16 protein-coding genes are annotated in these 19,946 nt (G+C 67.1%); 7 read left to right on the top strand and 9 right to left on the bottom strand.

Annotated features, from left to right (window positions below; translation table 11 throughout):
- Position 1 precedes the first annotated feature (1 nt).
- Entirely contained in the window at positions 2 to 1,102 is a 1,101-nt protein-coding gene (locus tag P3102_RS19200) for a hypothetical protein (protein ID WP_276360530.1), read from the bottom strand.
- Between the two features lie 21 nt (positions 1,103 to 1,123).
- The gene (locus P3102_RS19195) at positions 1,124 to 2,056 is read right to left on the bottom strand and encodes a TauD/TfdA family dioxygenase (protein WP_276371252.1); all 933 of its coding nucleotides are present in this window, start codon (positions 2,054 to 2,056) and stop codon (positions 1,124 to 1,126) included.
- 298 nt (positions 2,057 to 2,354) lie between these two features.
- On the opposite strand from P3102_RS19195, the gene P3102_RS19190 reads away from it, so the two are divergent.
- Genes P3102_RS19190 through P3102_RS19175 form a run of 4 tightly spaced genes read left to right on the top strand, consistent with a single transcriptional unit; the run spans position 2,355 to position 6,778 of the window.
- Entirely contained in the window at positions 2,355 to 3,074 is a 720-nt protein-coding gene (locus P3102_RS19190) for a YqcI/YcgG family protein (RefSeq protein ID WP_276360528.1), read from the top strand.
- Between the two features lie 32 nt (positions 3,075 to 3,106).
- Positions 3,107 to 4,177, top strand: coding sequence for an amidinotransferase (locus tag P3102_RS19185; RefSeq protein ID WP_276360527.1), 1,071 nt, complete (start codon positions 3,107 to 3,109; stop codon positions 4,175 to 4,177).
- A 13-nt stretch (positions 4,178 to 4,190) separates the two neighbouring features.
- Positions 4,191 to 5,225 carry a zinc-binding dehydrogenase gene (locus tag P3102_RS19180; RefSeq protein ID WP_276360525.1) on the top strand — a complete coding sequence of 345 codons (1,035 nt, stop codon included), beginning with the start codon at positions 4,191 to 4,193 and terminating at the stop codon, positions 5,223 to 5,225.
- Positions 5,222 to 6,778, top strand: coding sequence for a hypothetical protein (locus tag P3102_RS19175; RefSeq protein WP_276360524.1), 1,557 nt, complete (start codon positions 5,222 to 5,224; stop codon positions 6,776 to 6,778). The genes P3102_RS19180 and P3102_RS19175 overlap by 4 nt, the downstream gene beginning before the upstream one ends.
- A 222-nt stretch (positions 6,779 to 7,000) precedes the next feature.
- On the opposite strand, the gene P3102_RS19170 is transcribed toward P3102_RS19175, so the two are convergent.
- The 4 genes from P3102_RS19170 to P3102_RS19155 form a co-directional block, all read right to left on the bottom strand.
- Positions 7,001 to 9,328: a LuxR C-terminal-related transcriptional regulator gene (locus P3102_RS19170; protein ID WP_276360522.1), complete on the bottom strand. Its 2,328-nt coding sequence runs from the start codon at positions 9,326 to 9,328 to the stop codon at positions 7,001 to 7,003.
- A 120-nt stretch (positions 9,329 to 9,448) separates the two neighbouring features.
- Entirely contained in the window at positions 9,449 to 11,032 is a 1,584-nt protein-coding gene (locus P3102_RS19165) for an alpha/beta hydrolase domain-containing protein (RefSeq protein ID WP_276360520.1), read from the bottom strand.
- Positions 11,033 to 11,113: 81 nt separating this feature from the next.
- The gene (gene glpK / locus P3102_RS19160; RefSeq protein WP_276360519.1) at positions 11,114 to 12,631 is read right to left on the bottom strand and encodes a glycerol kinase GlpK; all 1,518 of its coding nucleotides are present in this window, start codon (positions 12,629 to 12,631) and stop codon (positions 11,114 to 11,116) included.
- A gap of 162 nt (positions 12,632 to 12,793) precedes the next feature.
- Positions 12,794 to 13,702: an alpha/beta hydrolase gene (locus P3102_RS19155; RefSeq protein ID WP_276360517.1), complete on the bottom strand. Its 909-nt coding sequence runs from the start codon at positions 13,700 to 13,702 to the stop codon at positions 12,794 to 12,796.
- 307 nt (positions 13,703 to 14,009) lie between these two features.
- Between P3102_RS19155 and P3102_RS19150 the strand changes: the two genes are divergently transcribed.
- The 3 genes from P3102_RS19150 to P3102_RS19140 are packed head-to-tail and all read left to right on the top strand — an operon-like array spanning position 14,010 to position 17,087.
- Positions 14,010 to 14,963, top strand: a complete 954-nt coding sequence (locus P3102_RS19150; protein WP_276360515.1) for an alpha/beta hydrolase-fold protein — start codon at positions 14,010 to 14,012, stop codon at positions 14,961 to 14,963.
- Positions 14,964 to 15,022: 59 nt separating this feature from the next.
- Positions 15,023 to 16,282, top strand: a complete 1,260-nt coding sequence (locus P3102_RS19145; RefSeq protein WP_276360514.1) for a cation:dicarboxylase symporter family transporter — start codon at positions 15,023 to 15,025, stop codon at positions 16,280 to 16,282.
- Between the two features lie 37 nt (positions 16,283 to 16,319).
- Positions 16,320 to 17,087, top strand: a complete 768-nt coding sequence (locus P3102_RS19140; RefSeq protein WP_276360512.1) for an IclR family transcriptional regulator — start codon at positions 16,320 to 16,322, stop codon at positions 17,085 to 17,087.
- 155 nt (positions 17,088 to 17,242) lie between these two features.
- Here the strand turns inward: P3102_RS19140 and P3102_RS19135 are convergent, their stop codons facing one another.
- From P3102_RS19135 to P3102_RS19125, 3 genes are read right to left on the bottom strand one after another with little or no spacing between them, the layout of a single operon-like run.
- Positions 17,243 to 18,124 carry an alpha/beta hydrolase gene (locus P3102_RS19135; RefSeq protein WP_276360510.1) on the bottom strand — a complete coding sequence of 294 codons (882 nt, stop codon included), beginning with the start codon at positions 18,122 to 18,124 and terminating at the stop codon, positions 17,243 to 17,245.
- Positions 18,125 to 18,154: 30 nt separating this feature from the next.
- Positions 18,155 to 19,399 (bottom strand): beta-ketoacyl-[acyl-carrier-protein] synthase family protein, encoded by a 1,245-nt coding sequence (locus P3102_RS19130; protein WP_276360509.1) that lies wholly within the window; start codon positions 19,397 to 19,399, stop codon positions 18,155 to 18,157.
- The gene (locus P3102_RS19125; protein WP_276360507.1) at positions 19,399 to 19,632 is read right to left on the bottom strand and encodes a phosphopantetheine-binding protein; all 234 of its coding nucleotides are present in this window, start codon (positions 19,630 to 19,632) and stop codon (positions 19,399 to 19,401) included. The genes P3102_RS19130 and P3102_RS19125 overlap by 1 nt, the downstream gene beginning before the upstream one ends.
- Between the last annotated feature and the right edge of the window lie 314 nt (positions 19,633 to 19,946).

The raw sequence follows: 19,946 nt of genomic DNA, 5'->3' as shown, positions 1-19,946 counted from the left end.
CTCAGCGCAGCACCGACGCGGGCACTCGGGCTTCGCCGTGGGCGACCAGGAGCGGCATCCCTGTCAGACTCCAACCGTCGGCGCCGCTGGTGACGACGAGTTCCGCGTCCGGGACGAACCAGCGGCACCGGTGCGGCCGGAATCGGGTGGATTCCCCGCTGGTCAGTCCGAGTGCCCGCAGCACGAAAGCCATGGCGATGACCCCTGACCCACAGGCGAGGGTCTCGCGGTCGATAGCCCGTTCGTAGGTGCGGTACTCGACGGCCCCGGCCGGGAGCCGCCGGGCGAAGTTCAGGTGCACGCCCTGCGGGAACAGGTGGCGGTAGGTGTCGTTCACGTGGCGGCCCAGGTGATCGACCAGCGCCAGCGTGGCGCGGACTTCCGGGGCCGGTGGCCGCCCGACGAGTTCCGGTCCCTGCCCGTCCGGCTCGATGAAGAGCACCTTTTCCAGCTCCTCCGGCAGACCGTGCCCACTGATCAGGGCGAGATGCGGTTCCCCGGTGAAGGTCAGGTATCCGCTCAGCGACAGGACTGGGGGCAGACCCCCCGCCCACGCCGCCTCCGCGGGCAACGGGACCTCGATTCCGGTCACGTGGTCGATACGGGAACTCGGTGGTGGTTCGGTGCGATTGAACAGTTCGGCAGGCGCGGGCCGGGGCTCACCGACGTTGATCCACGTGGTCCCCTCCCGCTCGCCGGTGCCGAGCCGGACCGGACGCGGGTCACCGCTCGGCACCTCGGTGAGCACGACCGCGTTCCGGTGGCCGTAGCGTGCGTTGAGGAACGCCGCGGTGCAGAGCAAGCCGTTTCCGCACGAAAGGGTTTCCGCGCCGTCATGTTCGAAGATGCGGAATTCGAAGTCGGCGGCCCCAGTTGCGGGGTTCTCCGTCGCGACCACCGAGCCGGCGGCCGTATTCCTGCCCAGCCGGGTCAGGTAGAGCACGTTGTCGGTACCGCCGAGGCCGAAGGCGCCGTCGAGCAGCCACCTCGCCAGCGAGGCGCGTTCGCTGTCACCGGGCAGCGGGTTCGCCGTCTCGTCGATGATGAGGAAGTTGTTCCCGAAAGACGTGTATTTGTCGAACGGGACCGGGGTGGTTCGCATGATTCGCCCTCCCTGGTCGGTTCAGGCCCGCCTGGACAGCGGGCCCACGGCAACGGGATAGGCTTCGTCGCCCTGAATGAGCGACTTGGCCCATGCCCGGACCGGGGTGTCGGCAGGCGGGAATTCGGACCCATAGAAGTTTTCGCAATGCCGCGCGCGGAGATCGCGATCTTTCCCGGAGTACTCGGCTCGGCGGTGCATCATGCGGATGTTGTCGATGACCGCCACCCGGCCGCGTCGCCAGTGCAGATGTTGTTCGGCGGCCAGCGCCTTCCGCTGAATGAGTTCCGGCAGTTCGGGAGGGACCGGTGAACCGTCCGCGAAGGACATTCCGTAGAAGGACGGCTCGGTGATGGCCTGCAGCATCGTGTTGCTGAAACTGTCGGTACCGTTCACGGTCTTCGTCACAATGGGGGCACGGTAACTCACATGGACGTCATCGTTCGGCAGAAAGGTGTACTCCAGGTGAGGGATCCGCCGGAACGCCGCAGCCAACTCGTCCTTCGCGTCTTTTCCGACGGCCTGCTGCCACAGTGACGCCGCCCATCGTCGATCGAAGCGCAATTCGTTGCGGTAACACAACTCCCGCCACGGATCCTCGAGTTCGGCAAGCAACCGCACGCCGTCGACCACTCCGGTCGGTGCCCCTCCGTCGCTGCCTTCGAATACGCACAGGAACCACAAAGTGTCCGGGCGGTACGGGTTGTAGGCATCCTCGGCGTGAAACCCGAGCGCTTCGCCACCCGGTGGGTAGTGCACCGTCCTGGTGTTGGCACATACGCCGAACCGCGCGGAAAACGCCTCGAACTCGGGGACGGTCACGTCGAAACCGGTGAAGGCGATCCAGCCATGGCGGCTGAGCAGCTCGCGCACCCACTGTGGGTCGCAGTCATGGATCTTTTCGGATCCCTCGGCGAGTATCTCACAGCCCACGTCCTGAAACTCTGTACGCATGGGACGGTTCCCCCTGACAATGATCAAATCATTGAGAAGTGCCGATACGGCGCACGCTACCCTTCTGCCAAGAACCCGGCAACCGGGACAATCGTGTACCGGTCGGGAAACTCCTCAATGGACAATTGGCGCCGTCGCATGAATTTGATCAAGTAATATGATCATCGGGTGGTTCCCATACTTTCTGTCGGTGGCGAATCGCGCGAGGGCTGTGTTACCGTCCGAATCCGGGTGTCACAACGGAAGCGGTCGACTCGGTGTTCGCCGCGGTCCCGATGATCATCCACGAGGGGGTGGCATGCAGTCGGACAGCAGGTTGGTCACGCTCGAACCCGGTAAAGAGCTGAACGGTCCGCCGTGGGTACGCGAACAGTCGGGCAAGTTCGGCACGTTGCTTTCTCGCGGTGACTATCCGTGCAATTTCGGCCGGACCGCGCTGTTGCGCGGAGATCTGTACGCCACTTGGGTCAATGAGGCTGAGCCGACGCGCCTGCCTGACGACATGCGACGCTTCGTCCACACCGCGCTGAGTCATCCGGAGCGACGGCAGCCGCTGGCCGTGTTCGTGCGGCCGCGCGAGTCCGAACGCACCCAGCTCGACTACGACCGGCGCTTCTGGTCCATCCTGGCCTACCTGCTCGATCACGATGGCGAGCCGTGGCCGGCGGACGTCCCACGGGATCCGGCCGAGCCGGGCTGGCAGTTCTGCTTCGCCGGGCAGTCGATCTTCGTGTTCGCGCTGACGCCGTTGAACGAGCGGCGGCTTTCCCGCAATCTGTGCGACTGCCTTGTACTGGTGTTCCAATTGCGCAGTGTGTTCTCCGGCATCGAGGTGGGCACGGCGGCCGGAGACATCGCCCGGCAACGGATCCGGGCGCGATTGGCCGCTTGGGACGAAGTGGGCAGGCATCCCAGCATGGGTGATCACGACGAACTGTCCGACGACGAATGGCGTCAGTACTTTCTCACCGACAGCAACGAAGACCTTCATCCGAAGTGTCCGCTGGCCGACGGTTGAGAAGCCCGGCTCGAGCAAAGGGGGAGACGAGCATGAGCCTGACCGAGCCCAGCCGGGCCGTCATCAGTTCCTATACCGAGTGGGATCCGCTCGAGGAGGTGGTGGTCGGCAGACTCGACGGCGGCGTGTTCCCCACTTGGCAACCGTCCATGGCCGCGGTCATGCCGCCCGGTGTGCCGGGGCTGCTGCGGCACCGAGGCGGCCAAAACTTTCCCGGCGAACACCTCGACATCGCTTGCCGCGAGCTCGACGACTTCGCCGATATGCTGGCGCGTGAGGGAATCGAAGTACGGAGACCGGCGGTCGTCGACCACTCGGCGGAATTCGCCACCCCGCATTGGCGCACCAACGGCGGGCTTTATGCCGCCATGCCGCGAGATCTGCTGCTGGTCGCCGGCACGACCATTGTCGAGGCACCGATGTCCTGGCGCTGCCGCTACCACGAGGTGCACGCCTACCGGGAGCTGATCAAGTCCTACTTCCAGGCGGGGGCGGGCTGGCTGCAGGCGCCGCAGCCGCTGTTGACCGACGAATTGTTCCGCACCGAGCACGGCCCCGAGTCGGCCGACTACGCGATCACCGAGTTCGAGCCGGTGTTCGACGCGGCCGACTTCCTCCGTTTCGGCAACGACATCGTGGCCCAGCAATCCCATGTGACGAACGCGTTCGGCATCCGCTGGCTGGATTGGGCGCTGGGGGACGAGTTCCAGGTACACCGCATCACGGTGAACGACCCGCACGCCATGCATATCGACGCCACTCTCGCGGCGCTCGCGCCCGGTGTGCTGCTGGTCAACCCGGAGCGGTACATCCACAACGATCTGTTCAAGGACTGGAAGATCATCGAGGCGCCGGAGCCGACGCTGCCGGCGGAGTGGCCGATGTACTTCTGCAGTCCTTGGGTGAGTATGAACGTACTCTCACTGGACGAACGGACAGTCGTGGTCGAGCGTCAGGAAAAACCACTCATCGACGTGCTCACCAGTGCCGGGTTCGACTGCTTCCCGGTGGACTTCCGGCATGTGTACAGCTTCGGGGGATCGTTTCACTGCGTCACCGCGGACATGCGCCGGGCAGGCGGGCCGGAAACCTATCTGACCTGACGAGGAGACAACGATGCGGACCATCCGGATCGACGGACCCCGCCGGTGCGCACTCGCCGACAAACCCATGCCCGCCATCGACCGGGACTACGCACTGCTCCGCGTTCGGGTCGCCCCGATGTGCAACGAATACCTGGCCTATCGCGACGGGATCTACCTGGAGCGTAACCGGCCCGATTCCTTGGGGCACGAGATGGCGGGTGAGGTGGTCGCCACCCGGCCGGGATCGCGGTTCGACACCGGAGACCGGGTGGTGGCCTTGTGTGGCTATCCTTGCGGCCATTGCGTTTCCTGCCAGGATGGGTACTACGCGCACTGCTGCGCTCCGGACGACCCGCGCCAAGTGTGCGGCAGCGAGTCAGGGGAATGCGGATTCGCGCAGTACGCGATCAAGCCCGAGCATCTGCTGGTTCCCATTCCCGACGACTTGAGCTACGAGCACGCCTCCATGATCTGCTGTGGACTCGGACCCACTTACGGGGCGCTGCAACGAACCCTGTTGCACCCTGGTGATTCGGTGCTGATCACCGGATTGGGCGCCGTCGGTTTGGGTGGCGTACTCAACGTCAAGGCCAGGGGCGCGCGGGCCATCGGCGTGTCCCGAAGTCCCTACAGGGCGGCTCTGGCGGGCGAACTCGGGTGTGACGCCGTGGTGGACCCCTCCGCCACGGACGCCCGGGAGGCAATCCTGGACCTCACGGGCGGACAAGGTGCCAACGCCGTGCTCGAGTGCTCGGGACAGCAGCCGTATCAGCGAATCGCCCTCGAATGCGTAGCCCGGCTCGGCACCGTCACCTTCATCGCCGAAGGTTCCTTCCTGCCCGTCCACATCGACGATCATCTGGTGCAGAAAGGAGTTCGGTTGCAAGGCAGCCTCGATATCAACTTACGCGACGCCCAGCGCCTGCTCAACGTGATCCGCACTGTGCCCGGCGAACTCGATCACTACATCACCCACCGTCTTCCGCTCGACCGGATCACCGACGCGTTCGAGGCACAAATCGCCCGTGAATGCGGGAAAATCTTGCTGTATCCCTGGCCGGAATGAGCGAGACCACGGTGACCGCCGGGAAGGAATTGGCCGCTCTCGCCACGGAGTACTCGCGGCCGATGCGCAAGTTGCTGACCGAATTCGGCAGCCACTCGCTCGGCACACTGGTGGACCACCTGCGCGACCAGCCGTCCCGAGGTTGGCAACCGCGCGACGATTTCGTCCGGGCGGTGCATCGGGAGGCGACAGGCTTGTACGGTGCGGCCACCGCCGACGCGGCACGACGGGAGCTTCTCACCGCCGCCGCCGTGCCCACCGCCAACCATTTCGGAGTGGACACCTTCGCCGATTCTGTGCAGGGCACCTTGCTGTTGGCGTCGGTCCGGCCGGATTCGCGGCGGCACGCACTGGTGGTGCTGGGTTTCGGCTCCATCAGCATGAACAACCTGACCTATCCGATGGGACTCCGGCTCTATGACGATCCGGGAGACGGGGCGCTGGAACGGATACCGCTGCGGCTTCCCGTGCTCCCGAACCGGGTGAAGCGCAGTACGGTGCGGGCCGCGGGGCCATGGGATCGGACCATGCTCATCCGAGCGTTGGCCCGACTGCGGGACGCGGCTCGCGAGGACAAGCTGACTCCATTCACGGCTCGCTCGGCCGCCGAAGTCCTCTCCGAACATTACGGCGACGACACGGTGCTCGGACTGCCCGGCTACGCCGAACAGGCCGCACGGGTCACCTCCGCGCTGTGGCGGCGCCTTTCCGAGGATAGCGACATGCCGCCCTTGGTGAGCATCCAGATCGAAGACGTCTGCTCCGCACTGCTCGAGGAGGATCTGCTCGATCCGTCGAGTCTGGCCACACTCACCCTGTTCGAACCGGCTACTCGTCTTCGTCTGTTGTCTGCTTTGGACAGTCGAAAGGGCTGCTGGAAATTCGGCGATCCACCAGGCGGCACGGTGTTCTTCTGGGCCTTGGACACGCAGGGGCGACGCGTTCCCCTGACCATGACCGGCCTCGACCAGCCGGTCCCCAGACTGGTCGGCGGCGGCGCGGCCTACGACTTCACGCCGGCCGCGGTTCTCGACGGTTTGCGGACCGGCTCTCTTTTGCCGTCCCTGTTCACCTGTTTCCTGACTCTCGCGTTCGCCCGCGGTATCCCCTGCGTCGGTGGGTACTTCCAAGCCGAGTACCTCCCCGTGATGCAACGAGGACTGCTCGAGGCCCTGTCAGTCGCCTCGGAGCTGTCGCCGGTGGCCGAGGCCATCACCCGGGTTCCGGTGGATCTGTGCCTGGCAGGTCTGCAGGGCGTCACCCGCATACTCGGCGATGGCAGCGCGATCCCTGCCGGGCCGGTCGAGATCGCCGGTGCCGGCGGGCTGTCCTCCGAAGACCTCGGCCGCCTGCGTGCGCTGCCGGTGCGGGATGCCTGCTTGCTCGCCTTCACCGAGATGCTGCCGCATGTCGTGCCCCCAGAACGACTTCCCGACCGATGGCGGATCCACCTCGCCAGAGAGAACGCCATCCGTCCCGGTATCCGACTCCGCACTGCGGAATTCGGACACTCGCACACCAACGTCGTCAATCGCTTCTCGCTGCGGTCCTAGCCTGGGTTTTTCGCGCAATGTGCGGTAAATCTGTCGGCCTGGGCCATAGCGAACTCCCGGCGCGTGCGGTGACCACCACCGTCGATGAAGCCGGGCAACCTGCGACCACCGGTGCCGAGGCGTCGAGCAGGAGGTGGTGCAGCGCGGCCGACCGGCCGCCGCAGGTGCTTGCCGCCGCTGCGGACGGTCGGTGGATCGCTGCTCGGCGCCCTCGACTTCGGTTCATCTGCCCAGGCCTTCGGCGACGTCAATTCGGTGAGAGTCGCCGGAGGTGATCCAGGTGGCGATCCGGGTGCGGTTGCTCACGCCGAATTTGGCCATGATGTTCTGCACGTGTGTCTCCACCGTGCGAACGGAGATGACCAGTTCTGCGGCGATGTCCCGGTTGGACAGTCCCGCGCCGACGAGGGAGGCGATCTCTCGTTCGCGGATGGTGAGCGATTCGCCCGGTAAGCCCAAATCCGCGGGTGCGATGGTTTTTCCGAGCGCGTAGGCCATCGCCGTGTCGTCGGGCAGGACTTCGCCGGCGGCACGGGCCTGGTCGAAGCGGACGTCGCCGAGGGCGGCGCGGGCCTTGTTCAGGTGGTCGAAATGCGGCACGGCAAGAGATCCCGCCGCCTCGGCGGAGGACCCGACGAGGTACCAGAGCCTGGCGGAAACGCCGAAAAGGATCGCCGACCGCAGGTGGTCGCCCTGCCTTGCTGCCACCCACGCCAGAATCTCGGTATGGTGGGCGGCACCGAAACGGTTGCCGATTCGCAAGTCGGCTCGCAGACCCGAGCGGGACGCTTCCATCGAGATCGTGGCGTCGCCGTAGAGTGCCTCGACGCACGAGCAGGCGTACTCGGCCATACTGAGGTAGTACGCCTCGCCCGCCGCTCTGGTCAGTGAGAGCATCCGTCTCACGACCTCGCGTGCCCGGTCCAGATCTCCGAGTACAGAGGTGCTCACGCCGAGGATGAACAGTGGATGGAATTCACGGCGAAGATCTCCTTGGATCCGGAAGGATGCCGCGGTGGCGGCTGACCACGTGGCAGCCGACTCGAAGTCGCGCTGCAACATCGCACCCAGCGCGCGGACATGCTTGACGAAGGTCTGTGCTGGTTCCGTCGAGGTCGCCCGCAGCAGTGTGTCCGTCTCGGTCAGCAGTGTCTCGGCGTTCTCGACGTCGAACTGCCAGAGCGCGTGCAGCGCGCAGACCGCCAGCCCCATCGGGCGGTCGGGATGGTCGGCCGGTGTCGTGGCGAGCGCCCGTCCGAGCCACGTGCGGGCTTCGGCGAGCGATCCGCGCAGCGTCCAGTACTCGTCGAGCCGGGTGGCGATCCGCAACGCGGACACGGCCTCGCCTGGTTGCCGCAGCGCCCAGTCCAGTGCGGCCCGCAGATTCGCGTGCTCGTGATTCAGTCTGGTCACCCAGCCGTCCTGTGCGGAGCTGACCCATTCCGCTTCGGCCCTCGCGGTCAGCCGGTCGTACCACTGACAGTGGCGCCGCATCGTCTCGGTCAGTTCGCCGGACTCGGTGAGCAATTCGTGGCCGTACTCGCGCAGCGTCTCCAGCAGCCGGTACCGCACGACGTCGCCGTGGTCCTCGCGCAGGAGTACGGATTTGTCCAGCAAACCGTCGATCAGATCGAGCACGTTCGGAGTGTCGGTCCCGGCGCAGACGAACTCGGCCGCAGCGAGCTCGAAACTGCCGGCGAAGACCGAGACCTGCTGCCAGATCGCCTGCTCGGCCGGCGAGCACAGCCGGTAGCTCCAGTCGATGGTGGCGCGCAGGGTGTGTTGTCGCTCCGGGGCGGTGCGCGGACCGGTGGTGAGCACCGGCAGACCTCGGTCCAGCCGGTCGGCGATCTGCCGCGGTGACAGTGCACGCAGCCGCGCCGCGGCCAGTTCGATGGCGAGCGGCAGACCGTCCAGTCGTCGACACAGAAGCGCCACGTCATCGAGCGTGTCCTCGTCGAACTGGAGGGAGGGCACCACCGCCCGCGCTCGGTCCAGGAACAACTGGACCGAGGCGAAGTCCCTGGGCGCGTGGGACCCGGCCTCGGGTGGGACGGGAAGCGGCGGTATCGGCAGTACCCGCTCGCCCGGGACGTCGAGGGACTGCCTCCCCGTGGCCAGCACGACGACGCCCGGACAGGTGTGCAGGATGGCCTCGACCACGTCGGCGCACGCGCCGACCACGTGCTCGCAGTTGTCCAGCACGAGCAGAAGCGCCTGATTCCGCAGGTGGGCGAGCACGGTGTCGAGGGTCGTCTCGCCGGGCCGGTCGTGCAGGCCGAGGCGGTCGGCGATGAGGTTGGCGAGCAAGGCGGGGTCGCGAAGTTCGGCCAGGCCGACGAACACCGCGCCACCCGCGTAGTCCGGCGCGGTCTGCCGCATCACCGTGATCGCCAACCGGGTCTTGCCCACTCCTCCCGGTCCGGTCAGGGTGGTCAGTCGTCCGGCCCCGAGGAGCCCGCGTACCTCGGCACCTTCGGCGTCCCGCCCGAAATAGCTGGTCAAGCGGCCTTGACCGGTGTCGTCGGTGCGGCGATCGAGCCAGTACATGCGGCCGAATCGTACGGCACCGCGAGGCAGCCGGCCGGTCCGCGACCGATAGCCGGCACTACGCGCGACCTGGCCTTTTTCCTTCGGGGAGGGCCAACCTGCTCGTGGTGCCGCGCGGTGTCAACGCTGGGGTCGCTGACCGGGGGCTGGGCCCTGGTCGGTGACGGGGGCATGGATGGCTTCCCTGATCAGCCGGGCGCCGTCGTCGGGGGTGATATACCGGGCGGTGACCAGGCCGGCGGTGCTGGCCGCGACCTGGCGGACGTAGTGGTTGTGGGTGGGGTAGAGCTGGGCGAGGGTGGTGGCGGGCAGCGGGGTGACGTGTCCGGCGATGGCGCAGAAGGAGGGGCCGGTGGATGTTCCCGACCACGTGGCGGTGGGCACGTCGAGGTAGGGGGAGCGCAGGCCGCCCATGACGTTGCCGAAGCGGTCGGTGGCCGGTGTTCCGTTGTGGACGGTGATGGGGGCGGCGCGAGGCGGGATCGCTTTCCCCGTGACCCAGTGGTCGAGGTTGCGCAATGCGGCGTCGAAGAAGATCTGGCTGGGGAAGGGGCTGCGGGGACCCTGATCGCAGCCGGGGGCCGGCACTTGCCGTCCGGCTTTGACGATGTCGGCCGGTTTGGCGGATGCGTGCAGTTCGTCGGGGGTGGCGTGGCCGGCGCCGGCCATCTCGTAACCGCGGTAGCGGTCGCCGGGCATGTCGCTGTCGGGGCGCCGGGAGTCGATTCCCCACAGGTAGTCCGATTGGGACATCAGATGCAGGATCGGTGTTCCAGCGTGGTCGAACTGCCTGCGGGGGTCACCGATGGGTGGTGCGGGGTCGCATTGGTTCATCGGCGCGGCGCCCACGAAGGAGCCCCCGGCGACCGCGACGAGGTAGCCGTCGTAGAGCGGGCGTCCGCTCGCGCGCACCACGAGCGGCTGGATGCCGTTGACGTAGTTGTAGAGGTAGCCGCCGGTTTGCGAGTAGCCGAACCCGTACAGCCGTTGGACTGGCGGGTTGTGGCGTTCTCGGTACCGCAGAGGGTTGTCGGTCCGGTTACTGCGCAGGAGAGCGCCGACCTGGCTGTAGATGTCCCACGCCAGGCCGTTCTCGGTGGTGCGGGAGCTGTCACCGGGAAAGAGCGTGAGCGGGTCGGCGCAATTGGCCGGATCGGTGACCGGTAGCGGATTGGCCAGAGAGAGCGGCGCGTAACGACCGGGGTCGAAGTTCTGGAGCGCGGCGACGGACACGGGTTTGACGGTGATCCCGACCCAGGCGTCGCCGTCGGCGATGAGCTGACGGCGCAGCATCGCCCAGCCGATGTTGAGGTCGAAGAAGTTCGAAGGATTGAGCATCTCGACGACGACCTTGCCGCTGAATCGCTTGCCCGCCGCGGGCTTCCGTACCAGTAGCCGTGTGGTGTAGGGAGCATTCGGGGTGCGGACGACGGCCGGGCCACCCGCCGGCCAGGTGTAGACGTTCGCCTGGCCGCTGATGAAGTACTCGGCCTCGGTGTATCCGCCGGCGGCGAGGTTCTCCGGGACTGCCTGGTGGGCTGCGGCGCCGAAGGCATGGGACCGGCTGTCCTGGGCGATCGGGCCGGTCACCCTGGGCAGGGCACCGCCCGGGCCGGCTACGGCGGGAGCGGCGATCATGCCTGCCACGACCGGTGCCAGGAGGCAGGCCGCGATGCCGCGGCGGAGTACGGATGCAGTGCGCATGGGATTCCTTGCTGCGGTTGTGGACGGTGTCGTCGGGTGAGGTGCCCGGTCCGATGGCGACGGCCGGGCCCAACGGGGGTGTCAGTCGTCCTCGTCGATCCAGTCGAGGCTGCGGCGGACGGCTTTGCGCCATTTGCGGTAGCGGCGTTCTCGGAGCTGGACGTCGAGGCGGGGATGCCATTCGGCGGCCTTGTGCCAGTTGCTCCTGAGGACCTCGAGATCGGCCCAGTAGCCGACCGCGAGGCCGGCGGCGTAGGCGGCGCCGAGGCAGGTGGTCTCGGCGACGGTCGGCCTGCTGACCGATATGCCGAGGGTGTCGGCGAGGAGCTGCATGAGCAGGTTGTCGGCGGTCATGCCGCCGTCGACGCGTAGTTCGGTGAGTGTGGTGCCTGTGTCGGCGCGCATGGCGTCGACGACTTCGCGGGTTTGCCAGGCAGTCGCCTCCAAGGCCGCGCGGGCCAGGTGGCCGGGTTTGACGTAGCTGGTCAGACCGGTGATCACGCCGCGGGCGGTGGCGTTCCAGTGCGGGGCGAACAGACCGGAGAAGGCGGGGACGATGTAGCAGCCGCCGTTGTCGGAAACGGTCGCGGCGAGGGTTTCGATCTCGGCGGCGGTATGGATGAGACCGAAGGTGTCGCGGAACCATTGGACCAGTCCGCCCGTGACCGCGATCGACCCTTCCAACGCGTAGGACGCGGGGTGGCCATCGAGCTGGAACGCCACCGTGGTCAGGAGGCCATGCGCGGATCGCACCGGTTCGTGTCCGGTATTGAGCAGGAGGAAGCTGCCGGTGCCGTAGGTGCTTTTGACGTCTCCGCGGGAGAACGCGGTCTGGCCGAACAAGGCGGCGTGCTGGTCGCCGAGTGCGGCCGCGACGGGCACGCCCTCGAGGACTCCGGTGGCGAGGCCGTAGGAGTGTGACGACGGCCGGATGGCGGGAAGCATGGCCCGGGGAATCCCGAATTCCCGCAGGATGCTCTCGTCCCAGTCGAGCGTGGCGAGGTTCATCAGCATGGTGCGGCTGGCGTTGGTGACGTCGGTGACGTGCAGTCCGCCGGTGAGGTTCCAGATCAGCCAGCTGTCCATGGTGCCGAACAGCACGTCGCCCTGTCCGGCACGCGCGGCGAGCCCGGGGGTGTCGGCCAGCAGCCACGCCAGTTTGGGTCCGGAGAAGTACGTTGTCAGCGGGAGACCCGATCTCTCGCGGAAACGGTCCATGTCGGACCCTGCCGCGAGGGACTCGATCGTGGTCGAGGTCCTGGTGTCCTGCCAGGAGACGGCGTTGCGCACCGGGACCCCGGTGACCCGGTCCCACACCACGGTTGTTTCGCGCTGGTTGGTGACACCGACGGCGGCGAGCGAGGACGCTGTCAGCCCCGCGTAGGCCAAGGCTTCTTTGACGCTCTGTTCCACGCAGGTCCAGATCTCCTGCGGGTCGAACTCCACCCAGCCCGGCTGGGGGAAGATCTGACGGTGCTCCCGGCGCGCGAGGGAGACGATACCGCCGCGGCGATCGAAGATCATGCAGCGGCTCGACGTCGTGCCCTGGTCGATGGCCGCGACATACCGGCCGCGTCGGTCGGCTCGGACGGGGGTCATGGCTCCTCGCAAAGGGGTTGCCCGGACAGAGAGAGCATCAGTCTCCGGGCCCCGCGGTGGTTTCGGAATCCGGAAGGCTACGGAGATCGCCCTGTACGTAGTGGAGTCGGTGGCTGCCCGCTCCCTGCTGGGGGGACAGCCACTGACGAGGAGTCCGCGGGATCAGGACATCGGGCAGGTCGCCTGGAATTCGCTGACACCGTTGCCGGTGGTGGCGGGGCACAGGAACCGGTTGTAGCGGGTGTCGTTGTCGATGAACCGCTTCATCCAGGCTTCGGAGAACTTGCCGATCACCGGGTGCTCCCTGGTGAAGGTGCCGTGATCGGCGCCGGTGACGTTGATCAGACCGCGTTCACGGGCCCTGGTCATGCTGTTGTACATGGGCCGGGCGTGCTGCGAGATGCCGGCGACGTTGTCGGCGGTGCCGGCGAGAAGCAGGGTGGGTGTGGTGATCGACTCCCACGTCTTGTCCTGGTTGTAGGGGGCCAGCGGGACGCCGGCTTTGATGGTCTTGCGGATCGATTCCGCATAGAGGCTGCCGCCACCGCCCATGGAATGCCCCATGACGCCGAGCCGGGTGCCGTCGAGGCGCTGCCGGACCTGGGCCGGGGATTTCTGCGTGAGGTAGTCCAGTGCGGCGAGCAATTGGTTGCCGCGGGAGGTGGGCTGGTCCTGGGTGTTGATCGTCGCCATGGTCATGACCACGAAGCCGCGCGACGCCAGATGCGGCCCCAGCCACGCGATCGCGCTCTCGGGCGAGGTGTACCCCGGGACGACGGCGATGCCGCCGTAGGTGCCCTGGCTGGTGTCGGTCGGGTAGTGGATCGTCCCGCCTCCGAACCCGGTCACCTGTGCACGCGCGATGGTCACCGACGACACGGCGAACGTGCCCCGCGGGGCACGAACCGATTCCTCGGTCGGTGCGGGGCCGCGTTCGTAGGCGTTCGCGGCCACCGACGCGGCCGGTTGTGGCGCGGGTGTCGCACCGTGGGCGGTACCGCCGAGCACGGCGCAGGCCAGGACCGCCGACAGGACGGCAGCGCTTCTGCGGGTCGTGAGCTGGATTCGCATGCAGTTCTCCTCGTTGAGTTCACCTGACCGCGGAGACTCGGCTTCCGGCTCGCGGCCTCGCGCCGGTGGGGCATCCGGCGGCTGGCTCGAACCTGCCACAGCAGACCTTCGTCGCCAAGAAACTTTGTTCGACAATGTCGAACAAATCTGGAGCGACTTCCGGGGAACGTAGTTCCCGGTCGTTAGATCGGAGCTGAAAGCCGAGGAGACTGGGTTTCAGATTGCCTCTTGTTCGGCATTGTCGAACTGCGTATGTTTACGGCGGCTCGCGTGCCAGAGCGAGCGACATCGGAAATGAGGACATCACATGGTTCAGCGACGAACTGTGCTAGGCGCGGCGACGGCCGCGACGGCCGCGACCTTCTTCGGCAACGCGAGTGCCGACGCCACGGACCGAGCGAAGGGGGAGACCACCGTCCTCCGGATGCGGAGCCGGATTCTGGGGGCGGACGTGCCTTATTCGCTCTACACGCCGCCTGGCTACCGGCGCGGCGGGACACGGACCTACCCCATCCTGTACCTGTTGCACGGTCTCACCGGGGATCACACCGAATGGGTGCAGCTCGGCCGGGTCCGCGAGATCGTCGACGCGGCGATCGCGGCCAGACGGCTACCACCGACCCTGGTCGTGATGCCCGACGCGCGCCGCGACACCACCAGATCCTCCACCGATCAGTTCGTGACCTACTACATGGACGACGCCGACGGCACGTTCCGCTACGCCGCCATGTTCCTCGACGAGTTCGTTCCCCATGTGGAGAACGCCCACGGTGCAGGGGGCACCGCGGCCCGTCGCGGGATCTGCGGCCAGTCCATGGGCGGCTTCGGCGCCCTGTCGTTCGCGTTACGGCGACCAGGTCTGTTCGCCGCGGCGTTCGGCTTCAGCGTCGGGCACCGCACCGCCGAGGAAATGATCGCCCTGCCCGTCGCCGAGTACAACTGGCGCTTCGCGCGTGCCTGGGGCGCGGATCTGCGCGGCCGCGCCCGGCTTGCCAACCCGCTCTACCGGCAGTGGAACCTGCTCGACACCATCACCCGGTCATCGACCGCGGACATGTCCCGCACCGCCTGGTTCCTCGATTGCGGCTCGTACGACCAGTTCTTCCTGGGCAACGTCGAGCTGCACACCGCACTGACCCGCAAATCCGTGCCTCATCACTTCATCGCACGCGAAGGCGCCCATGAGTGGTCCTACTGGACCAGCGGACTGCCCGCGGCCTTGGAGTTCATGGCCGCGTCGTGGAACGGACGCGTCCAATGACACGCTCGGAAGCGAAAGTGCCTGCAACGTCTGAAGCGGCGCCGCGTCGTCGAGACAAGATGCGCTATCTGTATCTGGCTGTGGTGGTGGCGGTGGTTCTCGGTGTGGTGGTCGGGTTCGCCGCGCCAGGGCTGGCCAGGGAGCTCAAACCTCTCGGCACGGGTTTCGTCGATCTGATCAAGATGATGATCTCCCCGATCATCTTCTGCACCATCGTGCTCGGTATCGGATCGGTGGCGAAGGCCGCGAAGGTCGGCAAGGTCGGGTTGCTGTCACTGGGCTACTTCCTGATGATGTCGACGTTCGCGCTCGCGATCGGCCTCGTCGTCGGCAACCTCTTGCACCCCGGCGAAGGCCTGCACCTCGACCCCGCGGCCGCCGCGAAGGCCCACACCCAAGCCGAGGGTGGCGACGGCACCGTCGATTTCCTGCTCGGGATCATCCCGACCAGCTTCGGCTCCGCGTTCACCGAGGGCCAGGTGCTGCAGACGCTGCTGGTCGCCCTGCTCGCCGGCTTCGCCGTGCAGAAACTCGGCACCAAGGGCGAACCGATCCGCCGCGGCGTCGAGCACATCCAGCGGCTCGTGTTCCGCATCCTCGCCATGATCATGTGGACCGCCCCGGTGGGCGCGTTCGGCGCGATCGCCGCCGTGGTCGGCGAGACCGGCTGGGGCGCGCTGCGCGGCCTCGCCGTCATCATGATCGGCTTCTACCTGACCTGCCTGGTGTTCGTGTTCGGCGTACTCGGCACGGTGCTCTGGCTCGGCACACGGATCAGCATCTTCACCCTGCTGCGCTACCTCGGCCGGGAATTCCTGCTGATCCTCTCGACCTCCTCGTCCGAATCGGCCCTCCCGCGCCTGATCGCGAAAATGGAACACCTCGGGGTCTCCAAACCCGTCGTCGGCATCACCGTGCCCACCGGCTACTCCTTCAACCTCGACGGCACCGCCATCTACCTCACCATGGCGACCCTGTTCATCGCCACCGCACAAGACCAGCCACTGTCCCTCGGCGAGCAGATCTCCCTGCTGCTGTTCATGATCATCGCCTCCAAAGGCGCCGCGGGCGTCAGCGGCGCCGGCATCGCCACCCTCGCCGGCGGACTCCAATCACACCGCCCCGAACTCGTCGACGGCGTCGGCTTCATCCTCGGCATCGACCGCTTCATGTCCGAAGCGCGCGCCCTCACCAACTTCGCCGGCAACGCCATCGCCACCATCCTCATCGGCACCTGGACCAAGGAATTCGACCGCGAGCGGGCCCACCAGGTGTTCAGCGGACAAGCCCCGTTCGAGGAGGGGCCGGACGGGTCGTGATCTCCGGTCGCGCCGATGGCATCGTTAGGGTGGCAGCGTGCCAGAACGGATCCAGTCGGTCGAACGCGCGGCCACCATCCTGCGACTGCTCGCCTCGGGGTCGCGCCAGCTCGGCGTCGTCGAACTGGCCCACGCGATGAACCTGCCCAAGGGCACGGTGCACGGACTCCTGCAGACGCTGCAATACGTCGGGTTCGTCGAACAGATCGGCGCCGGCGGGAAGTACCGGCTGGGTCCGACGCTGCTGCACCTGGGCAACGTCTACCTCGACGTCAACGAACTGCGCTCCCGAGCCCTCAGCTGGGCGGATTCCCTGGCCACTCGCTCGGGCGAAAGTGTCCGGATCGGCACCGTGCACGAGAACAAGGTGCTCGTCATCCACCATGTGTTCCGCCCGGATGACAGCCTCCAGGTCTTGGAAGTCGGAACGCTGCTGCCGCTCCATGCCAGCGCGCTGGGCAAAACCCTCCTCGGTTTCGACCTGCGCGGGAACATCCTGGCCGACAGCATCGACCTTCCCGGCAAGACACCTGCCACCGTCATCCGGCGAGACGAATTACTCCAGCAGATCAACCTGATCCGGGCGGAGGGCTGGGCGATGGACCGTGACGAACTCGTGCACGGTGAAGCCTCCATCGCCGCGCCCATCCACGACGAGCGCAACCTCACCGTGGGCGCGATCGCGATCACGGGCGCCATCGAACGGGTCTGCGATGAGGACCGTCAGCCCCGTCGCGACCTCGTCGCGGCCGTTCGGGAGACCGCCCGCTCGATCTCCCGCAGCCTCGGTGCACCCACCTGGTGACGCAGCACGCCGAGACGGTCTTCGCGGTGAGTTCGGCACTCAGCTCGGGCACGCTCACTCAAGACGGTTGCCCTGGAAAGGGCGGGTGTCTCGGGCGGACCGCCCTGTTCGACCACGGTGTGTCGATCGGAGCCGAGACCTTCCTGCGAAGGAACTCATGGTCCGGGCGAAGTAGTGACGTGACCGGTGAGGTAGGTGGCGGTATCCAAGGGTCGGTCGGTGAAGAACCGCAGCGCCAGGTCGGCCACGTCGCCGGCGCGTTCGAGCACGACCCAGTGGTCCGCGTCCTTGATCGTGCGGAAGCGGCTGCCGGGAACGGTCGCGGCGAAAGCGCGTTGCCGGGCGGGTGAGCTGATGGTGTCGTGTTCGCCGGTGAACACGAGCGTCGGCACGCCGGAGAGCCCCCCGGTGAACGACTGGCCGCTGAGCAGAGCGCGCTGCAGATAGTCCATCAGGTTCGGGGTGGTTGTCGCGGCGTGCAGCATCGACCGCCTGACATACCGGTAGACCAGGTCCCGCCGCGGGATGTAGTGCTCTTCGTCGAGGCAGAGTTGCGCTTCGGCGGCCGCGGTGGCGAACTCTGCGATGCGACCGGCGGCCAGGTGGTCGCCCGCCCGGCGCACCTGGTCACGTTGCGCCGCGGTGGTGTGGGGCACAGCACCGCCGAGGGCCAACCGGGCGACGAGCTGTGGCCTGCGTTGCGCACACCGGAAGACCAGCTCGGCACCGTAGGAGAAGCCGAACAGGTTGACTCGCGGCTCACCGAGGTCGTCGAGTATCCGGTCGATCGCCGCGCACAACAGTTCGGTGCCCAGCTCGGCAGGTAGTGGATCGGCATCACCCATGCCGGGCAGATCCGCGGTGATCAAAGACGTCACCGGCGCGATCCGGTCGTCCATGCTGGGCCAGCCGAGCATGCCCTGCAGCCCACCGCCGATCACGATGACCGGTTCGGTCACCGGCGCGGAATGCCGGAGCAGGCGGTAAGCGAACCGCACGTGGTCGACCGACAGCCGGCGGACGATTTCCTCAAGCATGATCCTTCCCCTTCGGAGCAGCGCGCCGCGTCAGCAGGCTCGGGTCAGCACGAGTGCGGCGTTGTGCCCGCCGAAGCCCATCGACGTCTTCACCGCGCAGTCGAAGGACGCCGGACGGGCTTCTTTGGCGACCACGTCGATCGGGATGCGGAGGTCACGCGTCCGCAGATTGACCGTGGGAGGCACCACCTGGTGTTGCAGGGCGAGCGCGGTCAGAGCGGTCTCGATGCCGCCCGCCGCCCCCAGGGTGTGGCCGGTCATCGCCTTGGTGGAGGTCACCAGCGGGCGGTCGCCGAGCACACGGTGCAGAACGGTGCCTTCGGTCAGGTCGTTGATCACCGTCGACGTGCCGTGGGCATTGACGTGGCCGACCTCGCCCGGGTCGATGTCCGCGTCCGCCAGGGCTACCCGCAACGCATCCTCGATGCCCTTGCCGTCAGGGGAGGGCGCGACCGCCGAGTACGCGTCGCTCGATGCCCCGTACCCGGCGATCCCCGCTCGCACACGCGCGCCGCGGGCCCTGGCATGGTCCTCTCGTTCGAGAACCAGAAGACCGGCTCCCTCCCCGACAACGAAACCGTCGCGGTCCGCGTCGAATGGACGGCAGGCGGTGGCCGGGTCGTCTCGACGGGTCGACACCGCCCTCATCTGACAGGCGCTGGCGATCAGCAGCCGGGAACACACCGACTCCGCACCGCCGGCGATCGCGATGTCGCACGCACCGGAGCGAAGCAGTTGCAGTGCTGTCCCGATCGCCACGGTGCCGGAGGAGCACGCTGTCGCCACCGCGAGACTCGGTCCCCGCACACCGAGGTTCAGGCAGACACTGCTGGCGGCGCTGTTCAGTGTGGTCATCGGAGCGAGCTTCGGCGACACGCGACGCGCGCCCTTCTCCGCGAGCACCGTGCTCTGCTCGTCGTAGAACGGAAGACCGCCGTGCGCTGATCCGATGACCACGGCCACCCGGCCGGCGTCCCAGGCCGACGCGTCCACACCGGCGTCGGCCACCGCTTCCCTGGCCGCGATCACCGCCAGTTGCGAGAATCGGTCCATCATGCGCAACGCGGGCAGACCCAAGAGCGCCTGGGTGTCCAGCCCGTCGATCGTGTACATGAAATCGCAGGACAACCCGGAGAGTTCGGTCCGGCGGCGCACGGCCGGAGCGGCCTCGGCCGCTGTCACACCACGCCAGGTGGCGTCGGTGCCGACTCCGGCCGCCGTGACGAGACCCAGGCCGGTCACAGCGGCGGTGAGCCGACCCGATGACCGTCCCATCACTCCGGCACCTTGCTCTGCACGGCCGTGATCAACTGGCCCACCGTCTCCCGGGACGTCAGCCGGACGTCCTCGAGATCGATTTGCCACCGTTCCTCGATGAGCAGCCGTAATTCCTCCAGAGCGAGAGAGTCCAAGCCCAGGGCGTACAACGCGGCTTCCTGCTCGACGGCGGGCCGTGTGACACCGAACTTCTCGACGAGCAACAGGGTGACTCCGTTCGTCACATCCACTTGGTCAATACTCCTATTCGCGGCCTAGGTCAGCGAACCGCCCGAGCGTGCCCGGTGCCGCCGAGCTTTCGTCAGCAGCACGTCGAGCTCGATCACGTCGAATCGCCGCGCGTCCGGCACTCACGGCGCATTTCTGCTCGTGGCCAGTGCCCAAGGCCGGTGACCGCCACAACGCCGGATCGGCTCTCACGGACTGGCGAAGTGCACGGCACGGTCAAGCGGTCACAGGTCGGGCAGAACTCGATATTCATGACGTAGCGAGCGGGCGGACATCCGGACGGCAAATCCATACAAGGCGACAGAGGCCGGTATCT

The sequence above is a fragment of the Amycolatopsis sp. QT-25 genome (assembly GCF_029369745.1).
GTDB lineage: Bacteria > Actinomycetota > Actinomycetes > Mycobacteriales > Pseudonocardiaceae > Amycolatopsis.
This window is presented reverse-complemented; position numbering and strand designations above follow the sequence as displayed.